17 protein-coding genes are annotated in these 17652 nt (G+C 28.3%); 10 read left to right on the top strand and 7 right to left on the bottom strand.

Features of this window, described 5'->3' with window-relative positions; all coding sequences use genetic code 11:
* Positions 1–6 precede the first annotated feature (6 nt).
* A complete protein-coding gene (locus O3802_RS02965) occupies positions 7–846 on the bottom strand; it encodes a metallophosphoesterase (RefSeq protein ID WP_371458235.1) in 840 nt (279 codons plus the stop codon).
* A gap of 109 nt (positions 847–955) precedes the next feature.
* Here O3802_RS02965 and O3802_RS02960 point away from each other — a divergent pair, with 109 nt between their 5' ends.
* From O3802_RS02960 to O3802_RS02925, 8 genes are all read left to right on the top strand, one after another.
* Positions 956–4600 carry a UvrD-helicase domain-containing protein gene (locus O3802_RS02960; RefSeq protein ID WP_371458234.1) on the top strand — a complete coding sequence of 1215 codons (3645 nt, stop codon included), beginning with the start codon at positions 956–958 and terminating at the stop codon, positions 4598–4600.
* A 161-nt stretch (positions 4601–4761) separates the two neighbouring features.
* Positions 4762–5595 carry a 6-phosphogluconolactonase gene (locus tag O3802_RS02955; protein WP_371458233.1) on the top strand — a complete coding sequence of 278 codons (834 nt, stop codon included), beginning with the start codon at positions 4762–4764 and terminating at the stop codon, positions 5593–5595.
* A gap of 5 nt (positions 5596–5600) precedes the next feature.
* A complete protein-coding gene (locus O3802_RS02950) occupies positions 5601–6929 on the top strand; it encodes a hypothetical protein (RefSeq protein WP_371458232.1) in 1329 nt (442 codons plus the stop codon).
* A gap of 8 nt (positions 6930–6937) precedes the next feature.
* Positions 6938–7825, top strand: coding sequence for a DMT family transporter (locus O3802_RS02945; RefSeq protein ID WP_371458231.1), 888 nt, complete (start codon positions 6938–6940; stop codon positions 7823–7825).
* 75 nt (positions 7826–7900) lie between these two features.
* On the top strand, positions 7901–9169 hold the full coding sequence (gene rho, locus O3802_RS02940; protein ID WP_111743330.1) for a transcription termination factor Rho: 1269 nt from the start codon (positions 7901–7903) through the stop codon (positions 9167–9169).
* 109 nt (positions 9170–9278) lie between these two features.
* Positions 9279–9923, top strand: a complete 645-nt coding sequence (locus tag O3802_RS02935; protein ID WP_004632615.1) for a VTT domain-containing protein — start codon at positions 9279–9281, stop codon at positions 9921–9923.
* A gap of 104 nt (positions 9924–10027) precedes the next feature.
* Complete coding sequence (locus O3802_RS02930) at positions 10028–10981, top strand: Gfo/Idh/MocA family protein (protein WP_371458230.1); 954 nt, start codon at positions 10028–10030, stop codon at positions 10979–10981.
* Positions 10978–11625: an MmcQ/YjbR family DNA-binding protein gene (locus O3802_RS02925; RefSeq protein ID WP_371458229.1), complete on the top strand. Its 648-nt coding sequence runs from the start codon at positions 10978–10980 to the stop codon at positions 11623–11625. Before O3802_RS02930 ends, O3802_RS02925 begins: the two co-directional genes overlap by 4 nt.
* Before the next feature lie 15 nt (positions 11626–11640).
* Here the strand turns inward: O3802_RS02925 and O3802_RS02920 are convergent, their stop codons facing one another.
* The 6 genes from O3802_RS02920 to O3802_RS02895 all read right to left on the bottom strand — a co-directional run bounded on the left by O3802_RS02920 (position 11641) and on the right by O3802_RS02895 (position 16177).
* Positions 11641–12009: a hypothetical protein gene (locus O3802_RS02920; protein WP_371458228.1), complete on the bottom strand. Its 369-nt coding sequence runs from the start codon at positions 12007–12009 to the stop codon at positions 11641–11643.
* Between the two features lies 1 nt (position 12010).
* Entirely contained in the window at positions 12011–12610 is a 600-nt protein-coding gene (locus tag O3802_RS02915; RefSeq protein ID WP_371458227.1) for a response regulator, read from the bottom strand.
* A 12-nt stretch (positions 12611–12622) separates the two neighbouring features.
* Positions 12623–13492 (bottom strand): sensor histidine kinase, encoded by an 870-nt coding sequence (locus O3802_RS02910; RefSeq protein ID WP_371458226.1) that lies wholly within the window; start codon positions 13490–13492, stop codon positions 12623–12625.
* 309 nt (positions 13493–13801) lie between these two features.
* Entirely contained in the window at positions 13802–14542 is a 741-nt protein-coding gene (locus O3802_RS02905) for an ABC transporter permease (RefSeq protein WP_371458225.1), read from the bottom strand.
* 13 nt (positions 14543–14555) lie between these two features.
* Positions 14556–15443, bottom strand: a complete 888-nt coding sequence (locus O3802_RS02900; RefSeq protein ID WP_371458224.1) for an ABC transporter ATP-binding protein — start codon at positions 15441–15443, stop codon at positions 14556–14558.
* A 134-nt stretch (positions 15444–15577) separates the two neighbouring features.
* Positions 15578–16177 (bottom strand): NAD(P)H-binding protein, encoded by a 600-nt coding sequence (locus tag O3802_RS02895; RefSeq protein WP_371458223.1) that lies wholly within the window; start codon positions 16175–16177, stop codon positions 15578–15580.
* A 138-nt stretch (positions 16178–16315) separates the two neighbouring features.
* Here O3802_RS02895 and O3802_RS02890 point away from each other — a divergent pair, with 138 nt between their 5' ends.
* Positions 16316–17158, top strand: a complete 843-nt coding sequence (locus tag O3802_RS02890; protein WP_371458222.1) for a patatin-like phospholipase family protein — start codon at positions 16316–16318, stop codon at positions 17156–17158.
* Positions 17159–17172: 14 nt separating this feature from the next.
* Entirely contained in the window at positions 17173–17646 is a 474-nt protein-coding gene (gene msrB, locus O3802_RS02885) for a peptide-methionine (R)-S-oxide reductase MsrB (RefSeq protein ID WP_371458221.1), read from the top strand.
* Positions 17647–17652: the final 6 nt, after the last annotated feature.

Raw genomic sequence — 17652 nt, 5'->3', positions numbered from 1 at the left:
ATTATATTAAATTGCTTCTTTTTTTAATGTAACTAAAACTAACTCTATTTGATTGTTTATTCTAATTGGAAAAGAACTATTTCCAAGGCCTTGAGAAACGACAAGTTTTGTGTTTTCTTTTTCATACACACCATGTATGTATTTAGGGAAGAAGCCTTGACTTGGAGAAAAAATTCCACCAACAAAAGGAATCTGCCATTGACCACCATGTGCATGTCCAGAAAAGACTAAGTTATATTTTTCTTTAACATAGAAGTCAAATTTTTCCGGTCTATGTGATAGTAAAATGTTGAATTCATTTTTATCAGATAATTTACTAAGAATATTTTGGAAATTTTCACGATGATTAAGTTCATCTTTTGCTTTAAAATAATTATAATCTTCAATTCCAATAAGATTTATTTTATCATTAGTTTTATAGATACTTCTAACTTCGTTATGAAGATAAGAGATATTTAGTCTTTCAAACATATTTTTTAGTTCTTCAAATTCTTTTGGTAGGCGTAGTTCATGATTACCTGTAACAAAATAACATGGAGCAACAGCCGATAATTGGCTTAGGATATTATAAACAATATCCATATCATTTCTATAGCTGTCTAAAATATCACCAGTAATAACGATAATATCTGGAGAAAATTTACATAGTTTTTCCAAAAAGAATAAGTCACTTATACCAACTTTATCACAGTGAATATCACTAACTTGTGCTATTTTGAAATTATGAAATTCTTCTGGTAAATTTTTAAATTCTAGATTATAGTTTGTTACTTTTAATTGTTTATTATTTTTTATTAAAGCACCTGCAGCCACTATAGGAACAAGTGCAAGAAGTTTATAATTCATTTTCTCACCTTTACTATATAGTCTAATAAACTGATAAAAATATTATAACATATAGCTTAAATTATGTTAAAATAAAAGGTGAGTAATTTAATTAAGAGGACTATAACTTATGATTAAGATTGAGAAAATGGATGATTTCACAAAAAAGAAAAAATATCCTCCAACACCTGCACAGTGGCAAGCTATAGCGTTAACAGGAGCAGATGTGTTAGTTGCGGCAGCGGCAGGAAGTGGTAAGACAGAGGTTTTATCAGAAAGAATAGCTCGCAAAGTAGCTTTAGATAGATGGGATATTGACAAACTATTAGTGCTTACATTTACAACGGCGGCAGCTAAAAATATGCTTGTGCGCGTTGAAAACAAAATTACTGAGCGTTTATTAGCTTCTGGTTTGGAAGAAGATAGGTTATTTCTTCGAAAACAAAGTATGCTCATGAATGATGCGTACGTTAGTACTATTGATAGTTTTTGTTTAAATATTTTAAGAAAGTTTTATTATTTAGTAGAAGAAGAAATTGCAGGATCGAAGAAATATTTATCTCCTAATTTTAACATTTTGCCTAATAGCAAAAATATGCTTATTAATTCAGCTAATGAAGTTTTAGAACGCTTTGCACGAGAAAATAAGATTATCACTGATGAGTTATTTACTATTTTTGGTGACAAGAAAAATATTATAGATTCACTAATCGATACATATTATAAATTGCTAACTATACCAAATTTTGAACAATATTTGCAAGATAATTTCTTGAAAAATAACAATATTTTGTTGCATGATTTTCTACTTAATAACGAGATTGTAATTGATGACTTTAGTGAATTAGTAGAACTAACTACAAAAGAATCTTTAAATACTGCAAGAAAGTTTGCAATTCATGTAAAAAATTTTCTTGTTAAAAAAGATAATGGAAACATTGTAGAAAGATATCTTAGCAAAAGTCTACTTGACGATAATAAAAAAGAAAAAATTAGAAAATACTTTATAGAAAATGATGTAAATATTTCTACAAGTATACTTGAGCAAGAGCAATGTTTAGACAATATTATTAATTCTTTGGATAATGAATTAAACAAAAATGATAATGTGTATGACGCAACATTATTAAATAATATATTTAATGATTTAAATAATTACTACAGTATGTTCCAAACAGCTAAAAAATTAGATACTTTTTCAACAGCCTATCAAACAACTCTATTAGAATTACACAATGAGTTTTTAAAAAGAAAAAGAGAACTTAACTTTTTAGATTTTTCAGATTTGAACCATCTTGCAATAAAGGCATTAACTAAAATAGAAAATGGGAAAATAGTGCTTAGCGAAGCGGCAGAGTATTATCGAAATCATTTTTTAGAAATTTATGTTGACGAATATCAAGATAATAATAATCTTCAAGAATATATCCTTAACTTAATAAAAGGAGAAAACATCAAATTCTTTAGAGTAGGGGATGTGAAGCAAGCTATCTATGGTTTTAGGGGATCTAATCCAGACCTTTTTGAAGAAAAATATAATAGTTATAAACAACTGGATATAAAAAATTATGATGCTAATATAGACTACGCTATTTCTGATGAAGCGGAAGGTGTTTGTGTAGTGTTAAAAGAAAATTTCCGAAGCGATAAAAATATTTTAAAAAGTAGCAACTATGTATTTAATCGTCTAATGGGAGGCAAAAATGCTGGAGTAAGTTATGATGAACAAAGTGCACTTTATTATCCAAGTGTTAAAGAAAAGCAAGTAAATGTAATACCAACACAACTGATAAATGGTAAAATAAATTATTTTACAAAAGAAAAGTTAGTTGATAAAAAAGAGTATAGAGTGCAATCAATAGAAAATATAGCTTATGAGATATTAAATGGAGTAAAAAACGGGAAAAACTATAGTGACTATGCCATCTTAGTTCGTAATAGTACAAAAATGACGACATATAAACAAATTTTTTCTAAATATAATATACCATTATTTTTTAAAGAAAAAGTAGGGTTTACGACATCAAATTGTTTTAATATATTGTATAATTTGTTTAGATTTTTAGATAATACAACGCGTGATGCAAGTCTAATTGCTTTGTTGCATAGTGAGATTTTTGATTACAGCAACGACGAATTATTAAATCTATCGTTAAATAATGGTAAAACATTATTTGAAAAACTAGCACTAAGCAATTCTGTTAAAAGCAAAAATACGGTAAATTTGTTGAATAAGTGGCTGGATTTTAGTTTAAACAATTCGTTATCGGATATTTTAGAAAGAATTGTATCAGATATTGATTTTGTAAACTATTTAGTAACAATTGATATTAATGATGACGAAGTAGATTATTATGAGAATTTTATAGATCTTGTGCAAGAATACCAGAATACAGACAATAAGTTAAGTGGGTTTGTACAATATTTGAAAAATATAAAAGATGATGAAGTTTTTGAAACAAAGAAAAGAACACCAAATAATAGTGTAACATTATCTACGATTCATATTTCTAAAGGGTTAGAATATAAAGAAGTTTTTGTTGCTGATCTTGATACTTCTTTTAATAAAAAAGGTTATAGTGGGGAAGTATTATTTACTGAGAATTTTGGCTTTAGTATTAATATTGATAACTTTATTCAAAAGTACAATATTTTACTTCAGGATAAGGATTATTTTGAGAGTTTATATAAACTTAATAGTATTTTAATAAAATTACGAGAAAGAGAAGAAGAAGTTCGTAATTTATATGTAGCCTTAACACGTGCAGAAAAGATACTTTATTTAGTTAGTCCGAATGGTATAGAGCTTCAAAATGAAAAAGCTGCGGATAAAAATATATATCAAGCATTATTGGAAGAAGATAATTTTGAAAAAATACTAAATAATGTTTTAAGTAGTTATGGAGAATTTCTTTTTGAAAATGAGAGAGAAGCTAACATTACAGAATATTCTCTCGCAGAAGAAAAAGATGAACAACAGTATGTTGATACAGAATTTGATTTGGGAGATTTTTATAAGAAGTTTAAAGAAAAACATCAAGAGTTAGATAATAGTGAAAAATCTATTGAAGTTCAAAATAAAATTTTTCCAGCTAAGACATCTTATAGTTCATTGAAAAAAATAAATAATAATTATGAAAGCCATGATTCTAAAATAAAAGAAACAAATTATCTAAAATTATCTACTTTAAATAAGACATCAGCAAATAAAGCTATTTTAAAGGGAAATGTAATTCATAAGCTTTTTGAAAGAATTATTAATGATATTCGTAATAATATCAAAATTGAAGATGTTAATAGTTATTTAGACAGTCTAATAAAAACAGGAAATCTATTAACCAACATTAAGGAAAAAAGAATCTTGACAGAAGATGATTATAATCTTATAGATAACGATATTGATAATGAGAGAATTTCTAACTTTATAACTAATGACTTTATGGATAAAATAAAAGTTGCTCAAAATTGTCAAGCAGAAGTAACATTTACGACTATGCAAAAAGCAAGTGAGTTGTATAACGATAGTATGAGTGAATCTGAAGTTATCCTACAAGGGATAGTGGATTTATTAGTTAGAGAAGATGAAAATAATGCCTTTATTGTAGACTATAAAACTGATAATGTTGTAGGAAAAGATGCTGAAAAAATCCTAATAGAACGACATAAAGAACAGTTGAAAATATATAAAGATGCAGTTGAGGATTATTATAATTTAAAAAATGTTAAAACTTATATTTATTCTTATACATTGTCAAAACTAATAGAGGTAGAATAAAGAGTTATAGATTAAACAATAAGTACTTATTTGTATTAAGTACAAGGAAATTTAACAGAAGAATATTAATTTTGTTGGTAAGTGAATATACTAACATTGTTACTCTTTACTAAATATGATATAATAGTTGTTAAAATGAAGAGGATTTAATCGGAGGTGAAATGGTGAAATATATAGTATGTAATAGTGAGACAGCGGTTTTAAATAGAATGTATGATGAATTTGAAAAGAATTTAGAGGATGGAGCGGTAATAAGTTTACCAGAGCATATAATCAATACCCAGTTTACTAATAGAATGATTGATGATAATAAAATGGGTAAATATAGTTATAAACATGTTATTATGTTAGGACAAAGGGAGTTTGCAGACATAGACATAGAAGAAAGCTTTGGTTTATATCGTTTTACTCGTCTTGAATTATTGAAGAAATTAGATGTAGACATGAAAAATGTATATTATCCAGAGTGTCTAGATAGTGAGAATAGTATAGAGGATTTGGAGAAATATAAAGAGGTATTAAAAGAAAATCCTATAGATGTTGCAATTGTTTTCCTAGGTGCAGATGGAGGAATATTGGATTACCGCTATGCAACCGAAGATAATAAAAATATTCACTTGGTAGAATTTTCTGATAAAGAAAGAGATCAATTACGTGCTTCTGGTATGGAAATTACAGGTAATAAGTTAGTTAGTATAGGTTATGAAAATCTTATGGCGACTAGAAATTTATTTGTTGTAGTTTTAGGTGCAGATAAAAGAAAATATATAGCTGAACTTTTTGAAAATGAAGATACAGAAAATAAAACAATTTTATCTATATTAAATGAGCACAAAAATCTAATTATTTTTACAGATAAAGAAGCAAGTTATAAATCAGAAGAGGAAGTTAATCGTCTAATAAAACATAGGCAAAGACAGCAGGAAGCAAAACTTCGTGCGGAAAAAGAACAAGAAGAGGCTGCAAAAAACGAGGAAAAAGCAGAGGATAGGTAGTAGTTATGAATGATTATCAGAGGATTATAAATTATAATTTTAGTGATGTAGTTCTTGATGGCAAGTTAGTAGTAAAATTCAAAATAGAAAAGACATTTAGTGAATCGCAGTTTATTGGTCTGTTTTCTTGTAAAAGAGGAGAACGATTCATAATAAGGACACCAGATACTAAGACGGCTATAATTGGTATAGGGTACGAAACAACGTGGTTTTTGGATTCTAATGATTTCTTAACAAGTTTTGATAATAATAGTATTCTGTCTGGGTTTGAGGAATTGAAGGCCCAGACAAGTATTTTGGAAATTGATGAACATGATGAGGAATATTTTGGAATCTATGGTGGAATTTCTGATGGAAATAATAAAAATAGTCAGGAATGGGTAGATTTTAGTGATACTACGTTTGTAGTACCGGGAATATTGGCAGTGTTTAAAGAGGAATATGTTTATATTACATTGTTCTTTAATATGAGAGAAGAAAAAGATTTTACAAAACTATGGTATGAACGAGTAGAATTTTTAGAAAAACTAAATGAGTATAAAGAACAACCAAATGAACCCCATATATCTGTTGTAAGAGACATATATCCTGAAACTTGGCAAGAAAATATAAGAGCCGCTCTTCTTCAGATAGAAAAAGAGGAGTTGAAGAGAATAGTATTGTCACGAAAAAACTTAATTTTATTAGAAAATAATACATCACTAGGGGCAATCACAAAATATTTATTAGGGAAAAATAGATACTTTATCGCATTTGAATCGAAAAAAAGTTTATTTATAACTACAAACCCGCTTGTTTCATTAGATTATACAAATATGGAACTAAAAGCACAATTATATTTTAAACAAGAGAATTTATTTAATAATAATTTTTCAATTTTGTTTGATGAAGAAGAGATAATAAGAGATTATAGAGATAGTTTTACAGAAAATTTTGAGACTCATTTTGATGTTGTTGCTGACAAAGTTCTTATGGGCAAAAGATTAGATGTCTATTCTGTTTTAAAAGCTAAGATTGAAGATAATCAAAAAGCAATTAAAGCATTAAGTTTATTGTATCCTATTCCACTTATCAAAGGATATCCAGAGGATGTTGCAAGAGAGTTCTTTGAAAAAAATAATAGAATAGGCTATGGATTTTGGTATTCTCCATTTGGTTATATTACTAACAATATGGATGCAAAATTTTATACTTGTGGAAGTATGATGGTTGCTCAGAAAAATATGATTACATTATTTACAAGTATTTTATTATCGAAAGATGATACATATGATAAAGTTGTAGAAAAATCCAATCAGACGGTAAAATCTAATTTAGAGTTGTTTGATCATTAGGAGGAAGTATGAAGCTGAGTACAATGCAAAAAGGTGCACTATTAACAATATTAGGGGCCACTTGTTGGGGACTTTCTGGTGTATTAGGGGAGTATTTATTAAATATCTCTAAGTTGGACTCTAAGTGGGTTATTTCGACAAGATTATTTTATTCTGGACTAATATTAGTGCTAATTTTACTTTTTAAAAACAAGGCTTCACTGTTGAGGGTTTTTAGTGATAAAAAAGATATTTTAAGCCTTATGAATTTTTCCTTTCTAGGTTTATTAATATGTCAAGGAACATATTTTTTAGCAATAAAATATACTAATGCAGGAATGGCAACAGTAATTCAATTTACTGGTCCAGTGATGATAATGGTCTACTATTGTTTTGTTAATAAAAGATTACCTATGCCACGCGAGGTTGTCGCAATACTTGCTTCACTTTTTGGGGTTGTTTTAATGGCAACACATCTAGATTTTAGTAAATTAAATATTTCAACACTTGGATTATTTTGGGGAATATTTTCTGCTGTAGGTTTAGCAAGTTATAATATTTCTTCAATACACTTAACTACTAAATATGGAGTGATGCCTATTATGGCATGGGGACTCTTAATAGCAGGAGTAGTCGTATATGTGGGGACAGGAAGTTTCTATATTCCAGAGAACTTTAACTTTTTAGATTTTTTATGTATGAGTGGAGTTATTTTAATAGGAACTATAGCTTCGTTTAGTTTGTATCTTGAAGGGGTAAGACTAATAGGAGCAGTAATGGGGAGTATTATCGGATGCTTCGAACCGATAGCAGCAATTGTGTTTTCATTTTTACTATTAGGAACAACATTTGGAGTGCTAGATTTATTAGGTGCAATGGCTATTTTGTCGGCAGTAGTTGTACTAACTAGAAGATAATAAAATGTATTTAGGGGTAAACATTAACAGTGTTACCCCTCATATAATGTATAAGTATAAAAGAAAGGATAAATAATGAGTAATCAAAAATTCGATGAAATGTATAAGGGGAATAATACAAAGGAATTAACAGCACTGGCAAAAGAGTTGGGAGTACCACGTTATTATACCCTTAATAAAAAAGAGTTAGTTTTAGCAATTTTAGAAAAACAATCAGAAAGTGAAGAACATTACTATGCATCTGGGATATTAGATGATATTCATACCGAAAATGGCTTTGGCTTTTTGAGAACAGTCGATTATAAAAAGGGTGAAACAGACATTTATATTTCAGCATCACAAATCCGTCGTTTTGAACTAAAAAAAGGTGATGAAATTACGGGTAAAGTGAGAAAACCTCGTGATGGAGAGCGTTATGCTGGACTTCTTCAAGTTGATTTAGTTAATGGTGTGGATGCAGAAGTAGCAAAAGGTCGTTCTCATTTTCAGGCTTTGACACCTATATATCCAAATCAAAAAATAGTTTTGGAAACTACAAAGGAAAAGTTATCAACGCGTTTTGTTGATTTAGTAGCTCCTATAGGGTTTGGACAACGTGGATTAATAGTAGCTCCTCCTAAGGTTGGGAAAACAACACTATTGAAAGATATAGCAAATGCAATTAGAAAAAATTATCCAGATAAAAAACTAATAATTTTACTTATTGATGAAAGACCAGAAGAAGTTACTGATATGGAGCGTTCTGTAAAAGGGGCTGATGTTGTAAGTTCAACCTTTGACGAAACTAGTGAAAACCATATAAAAATGGCAGAGCTGGTTATTGAGCACGCCAAACGTCGTGTAGAGTTAGGGCAAGACGTTATTATTCTTATGGATAGTATTACTCGTCTTGCTCGTGCTTATAATATAGTAGAGCCAAGTAGTGGTAAAGTTTTGAGTGGAGGTGTAGATCCATCAAGTCTTCATAAACCAAAAGCATTTTTTGGAGCAGCACGTAATGTAGAAGGTGGAGGAAGCCTAACAATAATAGCCACAGCACTAATAAATACTGGATCTCGTATGGACGATTTAATCTTTGAGGAGTTTAAAGGTACTGGAAATATGGAAATAGTACTATCCCCAGAATTAGCTTCTAGAAGAATTTATCCGGCTATTGATTTCCTTAAGAGCTCAACACGTAAAGAAGAGTTATTGTTAACAGAAGATGAAGTAAAAATTCTTTGGCAAAGCCGCCGTAAGTTAGAAGATGTCAGTGAACCTACAATAGGCGTCTTAAATCATTTACGAAAATATAATAGTAATGAAGAATATATATCAGAAATGAAAAAATTTATACGAGAATAATAAATGTATTTAATATATAAAATTATTATAGTTTAAATATGGATAATTATTAGACAGGAATAATTTGCTGTGCTATAATCTAGTGTATATTTAATTCAGGAGGAAAATTTTGGATACGATTAAGTTTTTAATTGATTTTGTATTGCATATAGATAAACATCTGGGTGAACTTATGATTCAACATGGTCCATGGTGGATGTATGGGATAATATTTTTAATAATATTTATAGAAACTGGTTTAGTATTTATGCCATTTTTACCAGGAGACTCGCTTCTATTTGCTAGTGGGGCGCTATGGGCTGCAACAGGAAATAATATTTTCTTGTTATTACTATTATGTATAAGCGCCGCAGTAATTGGAGATAATTGTAACTATTTTATTGGAAGAAACTTTTCGGAGTATTTGAAAGGTAAATCTTGGTTTAAAAAGTTTGTGTCTGATGAAAATATTCAGGATGCTGAGAATTTTGTCGCTAGACACGGAGGAAAATCAATATTTTTAGCGAGATTTTTCCCGATTATTCGTACGATTGTTCCATTTATTGTAGGGGCAGGGAAAATGAATTATAATAAATTTAGAATTATCGATTTCTTCGGAGGTTTATGCTGGTGTACTTTATTTATTACAGTAGGGTATCTATTTGGTAATATCGAGTTTGTTAAGAAAAATTTCTCATTAGTAGTAATTGCAATAATTTTAATTAGTTTGATTCCATTATTAGTTGGGATTATTAAATCTAAGAAGAAAGCTTAAAATATAGACGATCTACACATTGTGGTAGGTCGTTTTTAGTTGCTTATGATATGGGGAAAAGTTATAATTAGTTTATCGATATTTATATATTATAGGAGAATATAATGAATTTAGGAATTATTGGAGCAGGAGTGATAGTAAAAGATTTTTTATCTTTTGCTCATAAATTGCCAGAAATAAATTTAGAAGCAATAGTAGCTAGAAATTTAGAAAATTTGAAGAGATTAAGTGATGAATACGAAATAAAGAATATTTATACTAATATTGAAGAATGCCTAGCAAATACTTCTATAGATACAATTTATGTTGCAGTCCCAAATAATCTCCATTACAGTGTAGCCAAGAAAAGTTTAGAAGCAGGAAAAAATGTTATTTGTGAAAAACCATTTACTTTAAATTATGAGGAAGCTGAGGAATTGTTTAGTTTAGCTGATAGTAAAAATTTAATTTTAATAGAAGCGATAACGAATCAGTATCAAGAAAATTATAAAGAAATAAAAAATAATATTTCTAAAATAGGAAATATTCATCTAATTGAGTGTAATTATTCACAATTATCTTCACGCTATGCTGCTTTCAAGGAAGGTATAATAGCACCTGTTTTCGATAAGAGACAGGGCGGCGGTGTTTTAGGAGACTTAAACATTTATAATATACATTTCGTAGTTGGTATTTTTGGTGGGCCTCAAAGTTTAGCATATTATCCTAATATAGTTCGAGATGTGGATACTTCTGGAGTATTAATATTAGAGTATGAGAATTTTAAGGCTGTATGTATTGCGGCTAAAGATACATTTAATAATAGCTATGTTAATATTCAAGGTGATGAAGGAATAATTAAAGTTGATGGACCTTCTAGTGAAGTATCAAATTATAGAATTTTGACGGAAGATAGTTTAATTGAAGGAAACAAGAATATTAAGATACACAGAATGTTTTCAGAATTTAAAAAATTTATTGATGTTATTGATAATAAAGATTTTGATTTTTATATGAAACAAAAAAATCATACTCTTATAGTTATGAAAATTCTAGATGAAGCAAGAAAAATACTATGAAAAAAATAAATGTAGAAAAATACAAATTATCTGAAGATAAACTTATAGATTTTGGGTTTCAATTTGAAGAAAATATATTAGTCTTCCAAAAAAATATTTTAAATGATGCTTTTAGAATGGAAATAAGATTAGTCAGTACAGATTTTGAAATAGAGATTTATGACTTAGATTTTAATGAAGTATATTCATTATTTAGTGTTGATAGTGCTAGTGGAGAAATAGTAACAGCAATTAGAGAAGAAGTAAAAGATGTATTGGAAAAAATTCTTTGTTTAGAAAGTGTCATATACGAAAATGTTTTGCGTTATGTAAAAGAACGATATAATAGTACTACAGTAAAACCATTTAAAACGAATCCAGATATAAAAGCATTAGTTACCATCAAAAATAAGTGGTATGCTCTGTTTTTAGATGTAGAATATAGTAAACTGCAAAAAGATAGTCTTGTAGATTCGAAGGTTAAAATAATTAATTTAAAACATTTATCTAGTGAAATTTCTACTGTAATAAATAATAGAAATGTTTTCCCAGCATATCATATGAATAAAAACCATTGGATAAGCGTCGTCCTAGATAATAATATAGATATAGAATATGTAAAAGAATTAATTGAGCTAAGTTATAATTTGGTAAACAATAAATAAAAAATCTAACCTAAGTTATTTTAGGTTAGATTTTTTATATTGTATAACGGCAAGTATAAGTAATATTACTTGTATAACTACAGTAGCATATACATAAGGGATAAAAATACCCCCTAGAATTCCAGCGATAATATAAAATATAATTGTTATAATCATTAATATTCTAGAATTAGCACTTTTAAATGAACAAATAATATTTAAAATAACTGCTAATAAAAAAGCAAAAAGATGTGGTAGCATAAAAGCAAGTAGCATACCTAAACCAGAATGAGTATCTGTATTATTTAGTGAAAATATAAAAAAATAGGATAAAAGTGCCATATGAGCAAGTGATATAATTAAAGAAGTTCTAGAAAGAATTAGTGATGTTCCCTTTTTATTCATATTAAATCCATCCTTTCTCGGTTGCTTTTTTTACAGCTTCCGTTCTATTTTTACAATTTAGTTTAGTTAGGATATTAGAGATATAATTTCTTGTTGTACCTTCTGATAAAAATAATTCTGCTGCTATCTCTTTATTAGACAACCCATGTTTAACTTTTTTTAGTAACAAAGTTTCTTGTTTAGATAAGGGATTATGATTCATAAAGATGTTTTCCATAAGTTCCGGTGAATATTCTTTATGTCCAGCTAAAACATTTTCTATTGTGGCCATAAGTTCTTCTATCGAACGGTCTTTTAATACGTATGCATCAACATTACTTTTAATCGCACGTTCAAAATAACCAATTCTTTTAAACGTAGTAACTATAACAACTTTTGTATCAATATTTTTTTCTCTTATAAATTCTAATGTATCTAAACCCGTAGCTTCTGGCATTTCGATATCCAAGATGGCTACATTGATATTATGTTTTAATATTAAATCCATTGCAACTTTACCATTTTCAGCTTGAAAGACTTCATCAACTCTATCTTCCATTAACAAAAGCTTAGCCATTGCATCTCTAAGCATACTTTGGTCTTCAGCAATAAGTAATTTCATAAATACTTCTCCTTATGTATTTTTTGTTATTATAGTTTTAATAGTAGTAGGTTTTTTAGTTGAGACAATCTCTACTTTACCATCTACAGCTTTTAAACGCTCTTTTATTGATTTTAATTCTTCACCATTTATTTTTTCAAAACCACAACCATTATCAGAGAAAAGCAAAGAATAATTTTCTTTATCTTCACTAATAATTATATCACAATTTGTTGCACTACTATGTTTAATAACATTATTAGCCAATTCTTTTAGCACCATAGTAAGAGTCCATTCTTGCACTTCAGTAGGTTTATTAAAGATATTATTTTTAACATCTATTTGTATATTACTCATATCCATAATATCTTGTATTATATGTAGTTCTTCATCAACGCTACGCTGTTTTAATTTATTAATTATTGCACGAGTATTATTCATAGATTCTTTACTGATTTTACTGATTTCACTAAGTTCTTGTTTTGCAGCTTCAATATTATTTTTTTCTAAATATTTTTCCGCTAGTTCCGCCTTTAATTTCAGCATAACAAAGGTATGGCCGATACTATCGTGGAGATCTTGACCAATTCTATTGCGTTCATTTTCAGCAAGCAAGATATTAATATGTTCATTACGTTTGTTACGTTCTTCTGTTAATATACTTTTTTCATAATTATGTTTTTGAAAAAAATATGAGGCTAGACAAAGGAAATAGAAGAAAAATATAATTACCTTATCTGCTATATTGTAAGAGGTCAGTGACATATAAATCATTAGATAATTTGTAGTTACTAAAAAACTAATGGTTCTGTATGTAGTATAGTTATCATGGAAACGCCAGACTAATAAACTACTTAAGTAAAAAGTATATAGCATATTCATAGGATGGATGATAATTGTCATGTAAATTACATAATATACTAGATAACTCCACTGAGTAAAAATTATATATTTATTCTTTGTGTATAAAATTGCAATGTAGTCTATTATTGCAATAATTGTTAAATATAAAATATATAACGGATAGGTTCCGGTTATAGTATATATGAAGGGAAAAACGAAAAAAACTAAGGATATATAAAACTGTGAGTTTTCTTTTAATATTATGGCTAATATTTTTTTCATGCTTAACTCCTTTTAATTTAATAAATTCTACTATAATAATATCATAAACATAAAAGTGTGTGAATAAGATAATCACACACCTTTAATTTATTTAATTTCTATTTTACGTTTGATAATTAGGGTAAGGATTGTAAAGCCAATTCCATATGCTAGTAAAATGCCAAGTGAAGTGAAAGAAAATACTTGTTCTTTTAAATATTTATTAACAAATTCTAATAAGTGATATGTTGGAGTTACTTTAGAAATATTTTGTAGCCATTCAGGGAAAAGTGAAGTAGGCCACCATAATCCTCCAAGCATAGCCAGACCTAGATATAAGATATTAGCAAAAAGGCTTAATTTTTCAACTGATTTAATCAGACTTAGTAATACCCCAATTCCTAAAAATGTTATACAACCAACAACCATTAAAACACCAGCCATAATCCATTCACGAGCACTCATATTAACATCTCGTAAGAAATGACCAACAACGAATACTACAACTACAGCTATAATAAAAGTAAAAATAATACGAATAAAACGTGCAATATAGTACTCAGATAATTTTATCGGTGAATTATTTATTAGATGTAGATAGTTATTTGTTTCATCTTCACGAATTGACAATGGTAGTGAAAATAATGCAAAGCTAATGCTACTAAATGCAGTCATAGAAATTAACATATCTTTTATAACACGTGTTTGTATTTCAGCATTATCAAATTGTTGCATTCCAGAGAATAGAACAAAGAAGATAACAGGAAAACCTAATCCCATAGCAAAATTCGAAAGTGCTCTTTTTGTAAATATAAATTCCATTTTTAATAATGTAGTAAGATTTTTCATGTTTTTTTACCCCTTAGTTTTCTTTCGTTGTAGCAAAAACGCTATCTAGTAGAGTTCTGTTTTGAATCTCTAAATCTTTTAATGTACAACCGGCTGCTTGTAATAATGTCCAAATTTCTTCTGGTTTTTTTGTAAGGAAGTTGAAGCTATCATGTTTTACTTCCAGATTATAGACATTTTCATTATCTTTTAATACTTCAAGATATTGGAGAGGTAAAGTAAAGAATTTCTCTACTTCTTCAGCGCGCATAGCATGAGGAGTTGTATCACGAATTAACTCGCCTTTATGTAAAACCAATATTCTATCTGCGGTATGCTCTACTTCTTCTATGTAGTGAGAAGAATAAATAATAGTTAATCCATTGTTTTTTAATTTGTTAACTATTTCCCAAAAACGAATACGAGTAGAAGTATCCATACCAGCCGTTGGTTCATCCAGAAAAATAATTTTTGGTTTTCCTATTAAAGTAAGTGCAAAAGAAAGTAATCTTCTTTGACCACCAGATAATTTTGAAGCTAGTATATCTTTTTGTTTATCATCAAATCTAAGTATGTTGTCAATTTCTTGATTAGTTAAGTGATCTGTATAAAGCTTTTGAACAAAACTTAGTAGTTCATTGACTTTTAATCTTTCTGGAACAGCATTTTCTTGCGATAAAACATTAACATAGTTTTTTAATGTTCGATCAGTTGGTTTCAAATCATTAACTTTTATATCTCCTGAAGTTATAAACTTAGCACCAAGAAGGCAATTCATAAGAGTAGTTTTACCAGCTCCATTAGGCCCGATAAGAGCTACACACTCGCCTTCTGATATATCAAATGAAATATCTTTTAAAATATATTTATCCTTTATGACTTTACTTATATTTTTTGCAGTAATAATTTTTTTATTTATCATATTAACCACCTCTTTTGTTGTTACTTATATTATATCGAGAAATAAATAATTTATTTAGTAAGCTCTGTCATATAGGAATATGACAAATGTCATAAATAAAAACCGATGACTTTGGATAGTCGCCAGTTTGCGACTTATTTTAAGTCTTCTATATTTAAATAATTAGTACGGGGTTTATTTATTAGAGAAAAAATAATTTTTTCTGAAACCTTTGAGACAGGTAAGGGATAGACATTTTTGAAAAATGAAATATTTAGTGCTGAAAAAATTTTTATTGGTAAAACATTCAAGTAAGATGTCGGTCTACTAGATCCATACATTAGCCCAGGACGGACTATAAGATAATTTAATGATGAAGACTTAACGAATTCTTCAGCTTGCTTTTTACTATTGAAGTAATCTTTAAATCCACCATTTGCAGAGATGTAAACCAGTTTGTTAATGTTGAACTTGGAACAAAGGTTAATAGACTTTGCTACACTTTGAGTGTTTAGTTTTTTGTACATATTTTTGTTCTTTATAGTACCTACTAAATGAATAACGACATCGAACTTTTCTTCTATATTAATTTCTTCTATATTAAAGATATCTGCTTGAATCCAGTTAATATGATTTAATTCTTTGTTTTTTATTTTATGTCTAGATAAATAACTAATGTTTATGTTATTCTTTAGGGCTTCTTTAAGTAAAGATTTACCTAAAAAGCCATTTCCCCCAATAAGCAAAATATTCATCTTTCACCTCACATATTAACTATAATTGAGTTTATTTGTGTAAAATAATATCATAAATAACTTTTAAAGTAAATTTATTTAAACAAAGTATGAAAAGTGATATAATAAAGACAATTTATAAAGGAAGGAGAGAACTTTATGAAAATAGGTTTGGTTTTAGAAGGGGGCGCAATGCGCGGGTTATTTACCGCGGGAGTACTTGATGTCTTTTTAGATAATAATATAGAGGTAACAGATGTAGTTGGTGTTTCAGCAGGAACATTATTTGGTGTTAATTATATTTCAAAGCAAAGAGGACGTGCTTTGCGATATAATTTGAAATATATTAATGATAAACGTTATATGAATGTTAAGAGCTGGTTGAAAACAGGAAATTTGATAAATAAAGATTTTGCATATTATAAACTACCATTTCAACTAGATGTTTTTGATAATAAAACGTTTAAAGAGTCATCTATAAACTTTTTTGCGACAGTAACTAATATAGAAACAGGGGATGCAGAGTTTATAAAAATAGAAGATGCTTATAGGCAAATGGAAACTTTACGAGCTACTTCAGCATTACCGTTTATTTCAGAAATAATAGAGGTAGGAGGTAAGAAATATTTAGATGGAGGTATTTCTAATAGTATTCCTATTGATTTTTTTGAAAAGCAAAATTTTGATAAAATAATAGTTATTTTGACACGCCCTATAATATATAGAAAGGAAAAAACAACGGGTATTCAATATAAGCTGTTTTATAAGAAATATCCAAAATTAGTAGAAAAACTAGAGAATAGATATAAAGAATATAATGATACAGTTGATAAAATAGTTGAATTGGAAAAAGCAGGTAAACTTTTTGTAATTCGACCAAGTGAAGATATTACAATTAAACGTTTAGAAAAAGATGTAGAGAAGTTACAAAAGGTTTATGATTTAGGTCTAAAAGATGGGAACAACATTATAGAAGAGCTAAAACAATATTTAGAGAAATAGTAAGGATAATAACTATGAACACAGAGTCAAATAAAATAAACTCAGATAATTATAAAAAGAAAGATATTGAAGAATTAAGAAGTATATTATCACCAATAGAATATCATGTAACTATGGAAGATGGAACAGAAAGTCCTTATACAGGAGAATACTGGGATACTTTTGAAGAAGGAATATATGTCGATATAACATCAGGTGAACCCTTATTTTCATCCAAAGATAAGTTTAGATCCAATTGTGGTTGGCCAAGTTTTTCGAAACCAATAGAAAAAGATGTAACACAATATTATAAGGATACTTCTCATCTTATGGAAAGGATAGAGGTTAGAAGTAGGGTTGGTGATACTCACTTGGGACATGTATTCCCGGATGGGCCACAAGAATTGGGTGGTCTAAGATATTGTATAAACAGTGCTGCATTGAAATTTATAAAAAAAGAAGATATGCAAAAAGAAGGATATGGCTATTTATTAGATTTATTTAAATAGTGATTT

This window comes from Gemella sp. 27098_8_92 (genome assembly GCF_041433685.1).
Classification (GTDB): domain Bacteria; phylum Bacillota; class Bacilli; order Staphylococcales; family Gemellaceae; genus Gemella.
Note: the sequence above shows the minus strand (reverse complement) of the source record. Positions and strands in the feature narration are given on the sequence as shown.